Annotated in this window: 16 protein-coding genes, 2 tRNA genes and 1 pseudogene; 7 read left to right on the top strand and 12 right to left on the bottom strand. The window is 63.4% G+C overall.

What is annotated here, in order from left to right; genetic code table 11:
• The 3 genes from X757_RS141875 to X757_RS141865 form a co-directional block, all read right to left on the bottom strand.
• The coding region (locus tag X757_RS141875) for a helix-turn-helix domain-containing protein (protein WP_031251545.1) at positions 1 to 480 on the bottom strand (480 nt) is incomplete at its 3' end.
• A 90-nt stretch (positions 481 to 570) separates the two neighbouring features.
• Positions 571 to 647 (bottom strand) — tRNA-Arg (locus X757_RS141870).
• Positions 648 to 707: 60 nt separating this feature from the next.
• Positions 708 to 1013: an ETC complex I subunit gene (locus tag X757_RS141865; RefSeq protein ID WP_023670294.1), complete on the bottom strand. Its 306-nt coding sequence runs from the start codon at positions 1011 to 1013 to the stop codon at positions 708 to 710.
• 173 nt (positions 1014 to 1186) lie between these two features.
• Between X757_RS141865 and X757_RS141860 the strand changes: the two genes are divergently transcribed.
• The 4 genes from X757_RS141860 to X757_RS141845 all read left to right on the top strand — a co-directional run bounded on the left by X757_RS141860 (position 1187) and on the right by X757_RS141845 (position 3642).
• Positions 1187 to 2371, top strand: coding sequence for an NAD(P)/FAD-dependent oxidoreductase (locus X757_RS141860; RefSeq protein WP_023727315.1), 1185 nt, complete (start codon positions 1187 to 1189; stop codon positions 2369 to 2371).
• Positions 2372 to 2422: 51 nt separating this feature from the next.
• Positions 2423 to 2499 (top strand) — tRNA-Pro (locus tag X757_RS141855).
• A gap of 179 nt (positions 2500 to 2678) precedes the next feature.
• On the top strand, positions 2679 to 2990 hold the full coding sequence (locus X757_RS141850) for a hypothetical protein (protein ID WP_023689055.1): 312 nt from the start codon (positions 2679 to 2681) through the stop codon (positions 2988 to 2990).
• A 391-nt stretch (positions 2991 to 3381) separates the two neighbouring features.
• Entirely contained in the window at positions 3382 to 3642 is a 261-nt protein-coding gene (locus X757_RS141845) for a hypothetical protein (protein WP_023689056.1), read from the top strand.
• 307 nt (positions 3643 to 3949) lie between these two features.
• On the opposite strand, the gene X757_RS141840 is transcribed toward X757_RS141845, so the two are convergent.
• The 5 genes and pseudogenes from X757_RS141840 to X757_RS01000000165255 form a co-directional block, all read right to left on the bottom strand.
• Positions 3950 to 4366: a type II toxin-antitoxin system VapC family toxin gene (locus X757_RS141840; protein WP_023689057.1), complete on the bottom strand. Its 417-nt coding sequence runs from the start codon at positions 4364 to 4366 to the stop codon at positions 3950 to 3952.
• Positions 4363 to 4617 (bottom strand): plasmid stabilization protein, encoded by a 255-nt coding sequence (locus tag X757_RS141835; RefSeq protein WP_023670289.1) that lies wholly within the window; start codon positions 4615 to 4617, stop codon positions 4363 to 4365. Before X757_RS141835 ends, X757_RS141840 begins: the two co-directional genes overlap by 4 nt.
• A gap of 123 nt (positions 4618 to 4740) precedes the next feature.
• The gene (gene hdaA, locus X757_RS141830) at positions 4741 to 5445 is read right to left on the bottom strand and encodes a DnaA regulatory inactivator HdaA (protein ID WP_023689058.1); all 705 of its coding nucleotides are present in this window, start codon (positions 5443 to 5445) and stop codon (positions 4741 to 4743) included.
• Positions 5446 to 5447: 2 nt separating this feature from the next.
• Complete coding sequence (locus tag X757_RS141825) at positions 5448 to 6641, bottom strand: AI-2E family transporter (RefSeq protein WP_023684761.1); 1194 nt, start codon at positions 6639 to 6641, stop codon at positions 5448 to 5450.
• A pseudogene (locus X757_RS01000000165255) lies at positions 6613 to 7169 on the bottom strand (CDP-alcohol phosphatidyltransferase family protein). The gene X757_RS141825 and the pseudogene X757_RS01000000165255 overlap by 29 nt, the downstream one beginning before the upstream one ends.
• Before the next feature lie 187 nt (positions 7170 to 7356).
• On the opposite strand from X757_RS01000000165255, the gene purM reads away from it, so the two are divergent.
• The 3 genes from purM to X757_RS141810 all read left to right on the top strand — a co-directional run bounded on the left by purM (position 7357) and on the right by X757_RS141810 (position 10021).
• On the top strand, positions 7357 to 8436 hold the full coding sequence (purM, locus tag X757_RS141820) for a phosphoribosylformylglycinamidine cyclo-ligase (protein ID WP_023689059.1): 1080 nt from the start codon (positions 7357 to 7359) through the stop codon (positions 8434 to 8436).
• Positions 8433 to 9140 carry a phosphoribosylglycinamide formyltransferase gene (gene purN / locus X757_RS141815; protein WP_023670282.1) on the top strand — a complete coding sequence of 236 codons (708 nt, stop codon included), beginning with the start codon at positions 8433 to 8435 and terminating at the stop codon, positions 9138 to 9140. Before purM ends, purN begins: the two co-directional genes overlap by 4 nt.
• Positions 9141 to 9505: 365 nt before the next feature.
• Positions 9506 to 10021, top strand: coding sequence for a histidine phosphatase family protein (locus X757_RS141810; RefSeq protein WP_023727316.1), 516 nt, complete (start codon positions 9506 to 9508; stop codon positions 10019 to 10021).
• A 192-nt stretch (positions 10022 to 10213) separates the two neighbouring features.
• Here the strand turns inward: X757_RS141810 and X757_RS141805 are convergent, their stop codons facing one another.
• The 4 genes from X757_RS141805 to X757_RS141790 form a co-directional block, all read right to left on the bottom strand.
• Positions 10214 to 10447 carry a DUF680 domain-containing protein gene (locus tag X757_RS141805; protein WP_023727317.1) on the bottom strand — a complete coding sequence of 78 codons (234 nt, stop codon included), beginning with the start codon at positions 10445 to 10447 and terminating at the stop codon, positions 10214 to 10216.
• A gap of 236 nt (positions 10448 to 10683) precedes the next feature.
• Positions 10684 to 11457 (bottom strand): 4-hydroxy-tetrahydrodipicolinate reductase, encoded by a 774-nt coding sequence (dapB, locus tag X757_RS141800; RefSeq protein ID WP_023727318.1) that lies wholly within the window; start codon positions 11455 to 11457, stop codon positions 10684 to 10686.
• Positions 11458 to 11520: 63 nt separating this feature from the next.
• Positions 11521 to 12324 (bottom strand): agmatinase, encoded by an 804-nt coding sequence (speB, locus tag X757_RS141795; RefSeq protein ID WP_023727319.1) that lies wholly within the window; start codon positions 12322 to 12324, stop codon positions 11521 to 11523.
• A gap of 96 nt (positions 12325 to 12420) precedes the next feature.
• Positions 12421 to 13593 (bottom strand): amidohydrolase, encoded by a 1173-nt coding sequence (locus X757_RS141790; protein WP_023727320.1) that lies wholly within the window; start codon positions 13591 to 13593, stop codon positions 12421 to 12423.
• Positions 13594 to 13596: the final 3 nt, after the last annotated feature.

The following is a 13596-nucleotide window of genomic DNA, read 5'->3' on the forward strand; positions in this document are numbered from 1 at the left end:
GTTGCCGAGCTTGAACTCGCCCTTGAAGTCGGCGCACCACAGATCGTTGGGCACAACCGCCTGGGACAGTTGCGTGCCCACGGCCTTGTTCGCTCGGTTCCTCTTGCGGGCCTGGCTCACAAGGCCGTGGCGATCGAGCACGGCATGAACGGTGCTCCTGGCCGGGATGCGGACGTCGCCGGCCAGCCTGCGCACCAGCAGCTCGCGTATCTTCCTGGCACCCCAGTGCGGCTTCTCCCGCTTGCTCTCCACGATCAGCCGCTCGATCTGGTCGGGAAGCTGGTTGGCGTAGCGCACCGGCCGCCGCGAGCGGTCGGTGAGCGCATCCAGCCCGTCCTCCTTGTAGCGGTTGAAGATCTTGTAGCCGGTCTTGCGCGAGATGCCGAACTCGCGGCACACATCGCTCATGCCTTCCCCGTCGAGAAGACGAGCCACAAAACGAAGACGTTCCTCCATCACCGAACACTCTTTCCACGGCATCAACACCTCCGGCCAAAAGCCAAAAGTGTTACCCATGTGTCCGGTACAAATCGTCACCTATGTCTCGGGCCGCTCACTCTTTGAAGTTGTTGGCGATCCCGACAGGATTCGAACCTGTGACCATCGGCTTAGAAGGCCGGTGCTCTATCCAGCTGAGCTACGGGACCGCTGGCCGGCATTTGATATCTTGGCCGGCTGGTGTCTATGTGCCAGGCGCTGACCGCCGGTCAATGCGTCCAGGGTATCCTGCGGTCATAGCGGAAATTTTCCGCATAGGAAATCTGCCGGCGCTTGGTCTCTTTCGGCTCCTCGACACGGAAGGCCAGCCCCTGCTTTTCGGCATAGGCCACCGCTTCTTCCCTGGTGTCGAAGGTCAGCCTGATCTGGCTCAGCATGTCGCCCGATGTGGTGTAGCCCATCAGCGGGTCGATCTTCTTGCGTTGGGCGGGATCGAATTCCAGCACCCAATGGCCGGTCTTGGCCTTGCCGGACTGCATCGCGGTTTTGGCTGGGCTGAAAATTCGCGCGGACATGGGCACCTCGTAGCTGCGTTGGCGGTAGCGCCGCCTTATTTCAGTCAATACTGTGCAACACTGCCGACGGCAAGGCCGAAGCGGCCTGCAACCAGGCCGCTTCGGCAGCGGCATCGGCCCGATACACTGGCGTAGCATCAAAAGTCATGGTCATGATGGCGACACAAAGAGGCATGGACGCAGGGATTTTGCACGCCGAGGCCGACAGCCAAGCGATTTTCGACGGCGCGATCGTGATCGGCGCCGGGGCAGCCGGCTTGACCGCAGCCCATGCGCTGCTCAAGACCGGCGTGCCTGTGATGGTGTTGGAAAAGGAAGCCCGGCTGGCCGAGCCATGGCACGGGCGGCACGAGCGACTGCATCTCAACACGCATCGCGACCTTTCGGCGCTGCCGGGCGTTTCCTTTCCTGCCGGCACCCCTGCCTTTCCGCACCGAAACACCATCATCGGCCATTTGAACGAATTCCACGCCATGCACCGGCTGCCGGTCGAGTTCGGCATCGCGGTCGAGGAGATTGGCTTCGAGGGCGACCACTGGCTTGTGCGGACCAGTGCCGGGCCGCGGCTGGCGCGCCATGTCGTCATCGCCACCGGGCGCGACCGGCAGCCCTTCATCCCGGCCTGGAAAGGCATGAAGGCCTTTGCCGGACGCATCATCCATTCGGCCGCATTCGGTAACGCCAAGGCCTATGCGGGCAAGAAAGTGCTGGTCGTCGGCGCCGGCAATTCCGGCTTCGACGTGCTCAATCACCTGGTGGCAGCCGACGCGGGACAGATCTGGCTGTCGGCGCGCAACGGTCCGGCACTGCTGCCCAAGCGCCTCGGCCAGATCGCCGTCCACCGATTTTCGCCGATCCTGGCGCGGCTGCCGTTCAAGCTCGCCGATGCGGTGATGGCGGCGACGCAGCGATGGGCCTTCGGCGACCTCACGGCCTACGGCCTGCCGCCGACGCCTTCGGGCGGCGCAAGCCGGCTGGCGTCGGATTATACCGCCATCGCCACCGATGACGGCGCCGTCGATGCCATCAAGGACCGCAGGATCATCGTGCTGCCAACCGTGCGGGAATTTACCGGCGACACGGTCGTTTTCGACGATGGCGCGACGATCCAGCCCGATATCGTCATCGCCGCGACCGGCTACCGCACCGGGCTCGAGGCCATGCTGGGCAAGCTCGGCGTGCTCGACGAAAAGGGCGTGCCGCTGTTCAACGGCGCCGACAGCGACCCGCGACTGCCGGGCCTGTGGTTCACCGGCATGCGGCCAAGCATCCGTGGCTGCTTCGCCAATGCTCGCATCCAGGCCAAGGCGATCGCAGCCAGGATTGCGCGGGAGCGCATACCGCCAAGCCCCGTTTGATGTTTTAGGGGTTGCGCGACAGGGTCCGGAACCGTATACGCCGCAGGGCCTCGGAGTGTAGCGCAGCCTGGTAGCGCATCTGGTTTGGGACCAGAGGGTCGGGAGTTCGAATCTCTCCACTCCGACCATTTTTTCCCACAAAGCCAGTCCTTGCCCAAGGTATCACTCCCAAGGTCGCCAATGGCTGCCTCGCCGGTAGCGCATGGCGGCACGCATTGCCCAAGCAGCAGCCGCTCGCCGATCGGACCCTACATTGGAACACCAGTTCGCTCCGAGAGTTGTGTATGTTCAACCCAAGGAGCAAACAATGAAAACCCTTCTCATCGCCTCGATGATCGCGTTCGCCGGAACGGCGGCTTTGATCGCACCGGCGCAAGCCGCCAGTCTGACTATCCAGTCCGATGACGACGATCAATATTCGTCCGACGATGGCGATATACAGATTCTTCGCCATCACCAGCGCCACAAAGACTATAGCGACGACTATGGCGACGACTACAGCGACAACCAGGATGGCCAATGGCGGCGCCACCATCGCCATCACCGCTGCCATATCGAACTGGTCAGGCACTGGCGCCATCACCACAGGGTCGTCGAAGAGGTCAGGGTCTGCGGCTGATCCGATCGCTTTAGACCTGCTACGGCCGAGTTTGGCGACCGGAGCACCAATCTGACCTAAAGCGCGTCTCATTTGAACGGACTCACGCGACGCGCTTGAGGTCTTGTTTGATGCATGTTTGATGCATGCGGTTCTCTCAAAACCGGGGCCACTTGAGCGACATGCATCAGGCGCCCGTGTCATCGAACAGCATCCCTTCGGCGGGTTTGGCTGAAAATCGACGCAGGGATAATCCCCTCGCTTCCACCTCTATCGCCGGTCTAAAAGCGCGTCGCGCTGGAACGTATCCAGGCGACGCGCTTTGATTTTTGTTTTGATGCATGTCGTTCTCTCAAAACCGGGACCACTTTTGAGCGACATGCATTAGACTCCGGGCAAGGGGAGATTCTGGATGCTTGGTCTCGAGGCATGGCTTTCGCTGATTGGCCCTGCCTACTTCGCTTACATCCGCATCACGGTTCCGTTCGTCGTCGTCTGGGCCATTATCTGTGCAGCCCTGTGGATCTGGAACAACCGGCCGAGCAAGAGGCAAGGCCGTCCCCGGTCGTGGCCCGCCAGCGTGCTGTTCTTTGTCGTCGTCGTCGCGTGCTACGTGGCAGCGCATACGGTGGTCTATCTGCTGGTCCGGTATCTGGCGGCGTTGTGGCTATAGGGCACCCTCCCGGACACTCCGGTGACTGCTCTACGAAGGTAAGCTCGCCGGGCGAGAACCCCAATCATCACTCCCGGCGAGCCTACAACCCGATCAGGAACGCGACCAGGACCGGGGTCAGCCGGCAAGTTCCCAGGTGCAAGACGGATGCCAGATAATGTTTCCCGAAATGGGACAGCGGCCCTCATGCGGCGGTGGGCACGGAGAGATCGAGTGTATTCATTCGAACACGCTGTCGTCGCTGTAGAGGAAATCCTGCGGAAACGCATGTTCGCAGCTCGCGCTCTGGTCGGGCTGCCGTACCTGATTACGGCTGCCAAGGATCGATGACAGGCACGCCGGCCGCATGGAATGGCGCCGTGTCACGCGAGGCGAGATGAAAGCCGTTTGCGGAGGCGATTGCCGCGATGTAGCCGTCGGGCACAGGAAACCCCTTGCCGGCTGCCCTCGCCTTCACTGCAAGTCGGGCATAGTGCCGGGCCGCCTCGGTATCGAAAGGCAGGATGCGGCGCTCAAACACGGCGCACACACCGGCGAAGGTTTCAGCGAGCGCAGCCTTGCGACGACCCGCCGGCATGGCCTCGATGCCGAACAGCACTTCGGCGAGCGTCACACTGGAGAGGTAAAGCGTTTCCTCGGCCTGGTCATCAAGCCAGGCCAACACAGCTTGATGCGGTTCGGGCTTCATGGCCTCCGAAACGACATTGGTATCGAGGAGGATCATTCGAACCCCAGCGGTTCGGCCGGCGCCTTGTCGCGAGCCTGCTCCAGGACCTCCACGTCTTCATTGGTCAGCCCGGCGCGTCGGGCAATGTCTGCCAGAACGGAGCCGAGTTTCACACGGCCGTCCGGCCGCACCGCGTTTTCCAGAATGTCGCGTATCTCGGCCTCGGTGCTGCGACCGTGCAAGGCCGCCCGTACACGCAGAGCTCGGTGGGTCGCTTCCGGAAGATTTCGGACGGTCACTGCAGGCATTGATATCGCTCCGATGTCATTGATTGAAAGTATCATATTGTTTCAGGTGATGTCACCATGCATGTTTTGAAAACGTCGCACGGGCGGGATCGACAATCGCCGTCCAGGGAATTGCAGCAGGATCTAAACCTCGAACTCGCCCTGCCCTTCGTCCATTGCGCTGACGGTTTCGGCGGCGAGCGCCCTGGTGATCGGCGTCTTGCGCTCGAGCGCGGTGCGGTCGAGGCGCTCGACCACGCGCATGGCGGTGGCCAGCGAGCGCTCGATGCGGCGCACCAGATATTGCACGACGTGCGGCTCGACCTCGACTTGGCGGTCGGCGAAGAGTTTGGTGATGACGCCGGCCAGAAGCAAATCGTCGGGTTCGTGGATCTCGACTGTTGCCGCCGCCTTCAGCCGCGAGGCGAGATCGGGCAACGTCACCCTCCAGGCGGCGGGGAAGCGCCGCGCCGTCAACAGCAAGGTGGCCCCGGCGCCGCGCACTTCATTGATGAGATGGAACAGGCCCGCCTCGTCGATGGCTGTCTTGTCGACATCGTCGATCAGCGCGGGCCTGCCGCCAAGCCCGGTGATGGCATTGCCGATGCGCTGGGCATCGACCGCCACAGCGTTGGCCCGCGCCTGCCAGATCGAACCCAGATGGGTCTTGCCGGAGCCAGCCGGGCCAGCGAGCACGATCACCGGCGATGGCCAGTCCGGCCAGCGGTCGACAAGGGCTGCCGCCTCACGGTTGGTGGCCGACACCACCAGTTCGTCGCGCGAATAGCCGGTGCCATGCCCAAGGTCTAGCGGCAGCTGGCGCGGCGGTTCGGTCTTTTGATCCGCCACGTTCAGCCGCGCGGCGAGCGGTGGCCGCCGCCGCGATCGGCAGGCAGCGGCGGGACTGGCTCGGTGGAGTGTCCCTTGTAGAGCGGCGATTCGAGATAGCGGGCAATGGCAAAGCGCACCAGCACGGCAACCGCCGCCGAAGCAGGAACGGCGATCAAAAGGCCGACGAAGCCGAACAGGGCGCCGAAAGCGAACAGCGCAAACATCAGCCAGACCGGGTGCAGGCCGACGCTTTTTCCGACCAATCTGGGCTGCAGGATGTTGCCTTCGATGAACTGGCCGATGAAGAACACCACGGCGACAGCAACGATCATGGTCCAGTCCGGCCAGAACTGGACGAAGGCGACGCCGACGGCCAGGACCAGTCCGGTCAGCGAGCCGACATAAGGGATGAACGAGATCAGCCCGGCGAAGAGGCCGATGAGGATGGCGAAATTCAGCCCGGTCAGCGTCAGGCCGGTGGCATACATGCCGCCGAGCACCAGGCACAGCGTGCCCTGGCCGCGCACGAAGCCGGCGGTCGCGGTGTTGATGTCCCTGGAGATCGCCCTGACCGTCCCGACATAATCGCGCGGCACCCAGCTGTCGACGACCGCCACCATGCGATCCCAGTCGAGCAGCATGTAGAAAGCGACAACCGGAGTGACCACGAACAGGCTGACCACCGACACCAGAGCAACGCCGGAACTCCAGATCGAGGTGAAGACGGTGCTCAGCAGGCCGAAACCGGAAGTGAGCAGCGAATTCAGCCCGTCGCGCAGGCCATTGGCATTGACGCCGAATTTCTGCTCCAGCCATTTCGGATCGAAGCTGGTGATCAGCGACTGCAGCCGGGTCAGATATTCCGGCAGCTTGCTGGCGAAATCGGCCATCTGCGTGGCCAGTACCGGAACCAGGATGACGAAGGCCAGCACCAAAAGGACGATGAAGGCAATCAGGATGACCACCGTCGCCATCAGCCGGGAGAGGCCGAGGCGTTGCAGCCGGTCGGCGACCGGGTCGAGAAAATAGGCCAGCACCATGCCGGCAACGAACGGCAACAGGATGCTGGAAAAAATGTAGAGGAACAGCGCCAGGAAGATTGCCGTGCCCAGCCAGAAGAAAATCTGGCGGCGAAACGCCAGGGACGCAGCCGCCTCTGCCAGCGCGGCAGTCGCGGCATTCTTGTCAACTACCCGGGGTGGAGCCTTCGCCATAGCCGCTCATATGCCTCAGCCAAGCCACGAGATAGGCCGCGGCCGAAGCCACGGTCAAGACCCCGGACAGCAATATGAGCGCAGGCCTGAGCGGGTCGAGGTGGAGGCCAAGGGCAAGTTCGCCCAGCACCACGGCGCCAGCACGATCTGGGCGGCGGTGTTGGCCTTCGACACATAGAGCGGCTTCATCTCGACCGGATGCGCCATGACCGTGGACAAGAGCACGGCGCAGATGATCAGCGCATCGCGTGACACCATGGTCACCACCAGCCACAGCGGCAATTTCCCGATGAAGCCCATGACCACGAACACCGAGACCAGAAGCACCTTGTCGGCCATCGGATCGAGATAGGCGCCTAGTCTCGATTGCTGGTTGAAGCGGCGGGCGATGAAGCCGTCGACGCCATCGGAAATGCCTGCAACGAGAAAGCCGGCAAAGGCCCAGTCCCAGCGCATGTTCAGCATCGCCAGTACGACGGCCGGAACCAGCACGAAGCGCAGGATGGTGATGAGGTTGGGAATGGTCAAAGGCATGTCCCGCCATGCTTATTCTGCAGATAGATGATGGAGTTGGATTGTGGGTGCAAGGACCAGCGGTGAAGGGGCGACTGTCCACGTATTTATCTTGGGCAAAAGCCCGGTATCCTGTCGTCATCCTTGCCCCCCGAAACCATTCATGCGAAGAGCCGCCGAGGGAAACAGGGATGCGCCGACGATGAGCAAGGGCGACCGGGCCAAGCGCAAGAACGGGCTCACCTATGCCGAGGCGGGCGTCGACATCGATGCCGGCAACCTCATGGTCGAGAAGATCAAGCCGCTGGTGCGCGCGACGCGCCGGCCGGGCGCCGATGGCGAGATCGGCGGTTTTGGCGGCCTGTTCGACCTCAAGGCGGCGGGTTTCACGGATCCGGTGCTGGTTGCCGCCAATGACGGCGTCGGCACCAAGCTGAAGATCGCCATCGATGCCGGCAAGCACGACACGATCGGCATCGACCTCGTCGCCATGTGCGTCAACGACATCGTCGTGCAGGGCGCCGAGCCACTGTTCTTCCTCGACTATTTCGCCACCGGCAAGCTCGACCCCGACCAGGGGGCGGCAATCGTCGGCGGCATAGCAATCGGCTGCCGACAGGCCGGCTGCGCGCTGATCGGCGGCGAGACGGCCGAAATGCCCGGCATGTATCACGACAAGGATTACGACCTGGCCGGTTTCGCCGTCGGTGCTGCCGAACGCGGCCAGTTGCTGCCGACCGACGATATCGTCGAAGGCGACGTGCTGCTTGGCCTGGCTTCCTCGGGCCTGCATTCGAATGGCTTTTCGCTGGTGCGCCGCATCGTTGGCGTCAGCGGTCTTGCCTGGGGCGATCCGGCGCCGTTCAACGATGAGGCGACGCTGGCAGAGGCGCTGCTCGAGCCGACCCGCATCTATGTGAAGTCGGTCCTCAAAGCGATCCGTGGCACGCACGGCATCAAGGCGCTGGCCCACATCACCGGCGGCGGTTTCCCCGAAAACATCCCGCGCGTCCTGCCAAAGGACTTTTCCGCAGAGCTCGATCTCAATGCCATCGATGTGCCGCAGGTGTTTTCCTGGCTGGCGAAGACTGGCGGCGTGGCGCCGGAGGAGATGATGCGCACCTTCAACTGCGGTATCGGCATGATCCTCGTCGTCGCCTCCGGCCAGGCCGCACAGGTCGCAGCCGTGCTGCAGGAGGCCGGCGAGACGGTGACGCCGATCGGCCGCATCGTGCCGCGCCGCGACGCCGGCGTTATCTATCGGGGCTCGATCGGCCTATGAGCAGGAAACGCACGGTTGTTTTGATCTCGGGACGCGGCTCGAACATGACGGCGCTAATCGCGGCGGCGAGCGACCCGGCCTATCCCGCCGAGATCGTTGGCGTCATTTCCGACCGGGCCAACGCCGCCGGCCTCGGCATCGCGGCCGCGCGCGGTATCCCGACCAAGGTCATCGTGCGCGCCGACCATGCCAGCAAGGAAGCGCATGATGTGGCGATCGACGCCGCTCTGATTGCGTTCAACGCCGAGATCGTGGCGCTGGCCGGCTATCTGCGCATTCTCTCCCGCGGCCTGGTCGAGAAGTGGCAAGGGCGCATGCTCAACATCCACCCTGCCCTGCTGCCGGCCTTCAAAGGGCTCGATACGCATGCGCGCGCCCTGCGCGCCGGAATTCGCATTCATGGCTGCACGGTGCATTTCGTCACATCAGAGATGGATGACGGCCCGATCATCGCGCAGGCAGCGGTGCCGGTGATGGTCGGCGACAACGAAGACACGCTGGCCGCCAGAGTGCTGAAGGCCGAGCACCGGCTTTATGCGCTGGCGCTCGGGCTGGTCGCCGACGGCAAGGCGCACATGGAAGGCGGCCGCACCGTGCTGGCACATTTCGCCGACGATGCCGAAAACGGAACTTCCGTGGTGATGGCCCCCGACCCGCTGCGCGAAGAGCGCGATCTCGAACATCTGGCGCGGATCACGCCGTAGGCGCTTCAGGACCTGAAAGCCCTTGGATATTTTTGACAGCGCGATCCGGGGAAAAGGCGATCTCGCCGGCGTCTTTGAATATGACGACACTGAAGGGCCAGCAAACGCCACGGCTTATTTTTAGCTATACGAAGCGCATGACGAGGTAGTTGGGCGGATCATCGGCGCAATTCATATTCGATCGGGTGCCTGGGCGATCACCGAAGCGGATATTGCCGTCCAATGGGACAAAGATGAGAGGCGCGTCGGCCTGTTCGTCTTCGGCACTTTGTCGGCAGCCTTTGATGCCGCTACGGGCGCTAAATACGGTGGCGGATACGGCAAGGACTTCCAGCGCGAAATTCCCTGGTCCTGAGATCTAACAGATGAAACAGCTGCTTCTTCTTCGCCACGCCAAGTCGAGCTGGGACGACCCGGCGCTTGCTGATTTCGACCGGCCGCTCGGGCCGCGCGGGCTGAAGACGGCGCCGATGATGGGGCGCGAACTGGCCCGGCGCAGTTGGCAGCCTGACCTGGCGCTGGTGTCGCCGGCGCTGCGCACGCGCGAGACATGGCGGCTGGTCTCGGCGGAACTTTCGGCGAGCGTAACGGTGGAGTTCGCCGAGGCGCTTTTCGAAGCCACGGCTGGCGACATTCTGGCAGAGGTGCAGCAGGCAGTCGCATCGGCTAGCTGTCTCCTGGTGCTCGGCCATAATCCCGGCCTGGAGGACTTTGCCCGCCGGCTCGCCGGTCCGCGATCGGGTGTGGCTGCTCTCAGGAAACTTGAAGAGAAATTCCCGACCGGCGCCCTTGCCCGCTTTGTCATCGACGGCGACTGGGCGGATCTCGGCTTCGGCGCGGCCCGGTTGACGCATTGCATCAAGCCGAAGGATCTAAGCTAGACCAAGCTGCTTAACGGGCTAGCCGCAGGTGACAGCCGCAAACCGTGTTTTGAAAAGACCACGGTCAAACAAGGAGATAGGACCAATTGCTGGCGGATTGATTCAAGATCTTTGCGGCCCGAGTCGATTGCATAAAAACAAGAGCGGTGGGCCGGGCCCACCGCTCTTTGTGGTCGTAGATTTCTCAGAAAATCAACGACCCCAGATGCCCTGGCCGGATTCCGGCTGGTTCGAGTCGCCCTTGATCGTGAAATCGCCGAGGCTGGCCGGCTTGCGGATCGAGGCGGTATAATTGTGATCGATGTTGCCGGCGGGCGCTGTCACAGCAGGCTGGTTGACGCCGTCGGAGCCGTAGTGGTCGCTGCCTGCGAAAGCGGTGCCGGTGGCAAGGAGGATGGCAGCAGCGGTAAGTGCGATCTTGGTCATTTCAGGTAATCCAGATTTTTCAGTTCTGTCCGTCAAGTGGCGTGCCTTGGGAGGAATTCGCGTCGCTCGGACCACCCCGAAATGGGTGTGCGTTGCTGCCATTGCCAATCACAAAAATGTGCGAACCGAACCGTTCGGTTCGGTGTTGGAAGGCGCGAAATGGCGTAGTTGTTGCTATATTCTATTCTCTAGGCGGCTCCGACCTCCAACGCCCCTCGTTGCGTTACCCTTGCATCTCAAAAGGTCGTGAAGCCCAGTACGTCGCGCATGTCGTATTCGCGGGGCGGCCGGACGGCGACCCAGCGTGCTGCCGCAATGGCGCCGCGCGCGAACATCGAGCGGTGGCCCGCCGAATGGGAAAGCGTGAGCGTCTCGCCCTCGGCCAGCAAGCTCACGCTGTGCTCGCCGACGATGCTGCCGCCGCGCAGCACGGCAAAGCCGATCTCGCCGGCAGGGCGTGGACCTGTAAGGCCGTCGCGGATGCGTTTCGCCACATCGTCCAGCCTGACGCCATGTCCGCGAGCGGCCGCCTCGCCCAGCATCAGCGCCGTGCCCGACGGTGCGTCGACCTTCATGCGGTGATGCGCTTCCAGGATTTCGATGTCGGCGGCGGGACCAAGTGCTCGCGCCGCCTGCTCGACCAGCCCGGTCAGCATGCTGAGCCCGAGCGAGTAGCTGCCGGAGCGAACGATGGCGACGGACTTCGAAGCAGTAGCGATGGCGGCGAGATCGGCCGGCTCGAAGCCGGTCGAGCCGATGACCAGCGCCGGGCCGCCGCGGGCCGCGCAAGCTTGTGCAAGATCGACGGAGGCCGAAGGCGTGGTGAAATCGATGACGACATCCGCAAGCGCCAGTGCTTCGTCGCGCTCGACCAGCCCCTCACCGATGCTGCCCGGCCTGTGAAAGCGGGCGACGAGCGTCAGCCTGGGATCGGCCTCGACGGCCAGCGCCATCTGGCTGCCCATGCGGCCGAGCGCACCGGCTATGGCTATCTTCAACAGATGCGGCATGGCGGCTTTCACTGGAAATGCGAGTCACAACAATGATCTACCATGCCGCCCTGCCAGATTGATTCAGCCGGCGCCATGCGTCTTGAGCATCATGCCGGCGATCTCCTTGACCAGCTTGGCGGCAACCAGCGCGGTGAGATTGGAGACATCCTGGCTTGCATTGTATTCGACGACATCGGCGCCGACGATGGGCTGGTCGATCCGCTGGATCAGGTTGATCACTTGCCGGGTTGTAAGACCACCGGGTTCGCGGTGCGACACGCCGGGCGCACAAGCCGGGTCGAGGCCGTCGAGATCGACCGAGAGATAGACCGGCGTCTTGAGATCGAGCTGCAGATCCTCGCTGAAATGCCGCGCCTCGATCATTTCGACGCCGAAGCGCTTGAGCTGGTCACGAAGCTCATCATTGAGGGTGCGCAGGCCGATCTGGATCAGCCGGCCAGCCAGCCCCTCCTCCAGGATGCGCGCGAAGGACGAGGTGTGGGACCGCCTGTTGCCCTGATAGGCATCGTAGATGTCGGGATGGGCGTCGATCTGGACGATCGTTAGCCTGGCATGGCGGCGGCGCACGGCACGCAGCACCGGCCAGGCGATGGCATGATCGCCACCGAGGCTGATCAACGGGTGGCCGGCATCCAGCGCGCGGCCGACCTCGGCCTCGATCCGCTCCCATGGACCGCCGGCGCCTGAAAAGTCGATGTCGCCGTGGTCGACGAAACTGTCCGCCACATCGAAGCCGGTTTCGCTCCACGAGCTGTGCGCGTCGCTTTTGAGTTCCCGCCGGATCAGGGCCGGCGCTGCGGCCGCGCCCTTGAGATAGGACGAGTTCTCGTCATGCGGTATTCCCAGAAGCGAAACCCTGGTCATCGGCGTGCGATCTCCGGCAACAGGCAATCTCCCTAAACCCGGCAGCTGGCTGGCGATAGCAGTGCCGCTTGGGCCAGTTGCGAAGGCGATCAGGCGTCATTTCCCGATCGCGCCGCACAGTCTTTGCCTGACGATCGCGATATGGAAATCCGTGCCGTGCAACAGCCCGTCATCGTTGAAGTCGTAGCTGGAATTGTGCAACGGCGGCGAGGCCTCGCCATTGCCGAGGAAGACGAAACAGCCCGGTACGTGGTCGAGAAAGCGGGCGAAATCCTCCGAGGCGGTCATCGGCTCCGCCGCGATGCCGGCGGCGCCATCGGCCAGCACGCGCCTTGCGGCGACAAAGGCCGCGTCCACCAGGTCGGCATCGTTCTGCAGCGGCACGAATTCCCTGCTGTAGGTCACGTCGGCGGCGACATTGTAGGCGGCGGCGGTGCCCGCCGCGATGACCCGCATCTGGCGCTCGATCTCGGCGCTGACCTCGGGACGAAAACTGCGGGCGTCACCAAGGATGCGGGCGAGGCCGGGCAATGCGTTGCGGGTGCCGTCGGTGATCAGCTCGGTCACCGAAACCACCGAAATGTCGGCGGGACTCAGCCGGCGCGAGACGATGGTCTGCAGATTGGTGACCAGCGCGCAGGCGGCGACCAAGGTCTCGTTCCCGGAATGTGGCCGCGCCGCATGGCCGCCGATGCCCTTGAGCACGATCTCGAAATTGTCCTCCGCCGACATGAACGGGCCGGCACGGGTCTCGAAATGCCCGACGGGCAGGCCAGGCATGTTGTGCAGGCCAAAAATCTCGTCGAAGGGAAAGCGCTGCAGCAGCCCGTCGTCCAGCATCGCCAGCGCGCCCCTGCCCCATTCCTCGGCGGGCTGGAAGATGAAGCGCACGGTGCCGTCGAAACCGCCCTCGGCGGCCAGCAGCTTTGCCGCGCCGAGCAGCATGGTGGTGTGGCCGTCATGGCCGCAGGCATGCATGATGCCGGGGTTCTGCGAGCGATGGGCGGTCGCGGACTGCTCGGTGATGCGCAGCGCATCCATGTCGGCCCTGAGCGCAATCGCCCGGTTGCCGCTGCCGCGCTTCAATGTGCCAACGACGCCGGTGCCGCCGACCCCCTCTGCAACATCGTCCAGCCCGAATTCGCGCAGCTTCGCGGCGACAAAGGCAGCGGTGCGCTTTTCCTCAAAGCCGAACTCGGGGTGCGCGTGCAAATCGCGCCGCCAGCCGGTCATTTCCTGCTTCAGCACATCACGATCGAGCTCAGCCATTTT

Source organism: Mesorhizobium sp. LSHC412B00 (assembly GCF_000503035.1).
Taxonomy (GTDB): domain Bacteria; phylum Pseudomonadota; class Alphaproteobacteria; order Rhizobiales; family Rhizobiaceae; genus Mesorhizobium.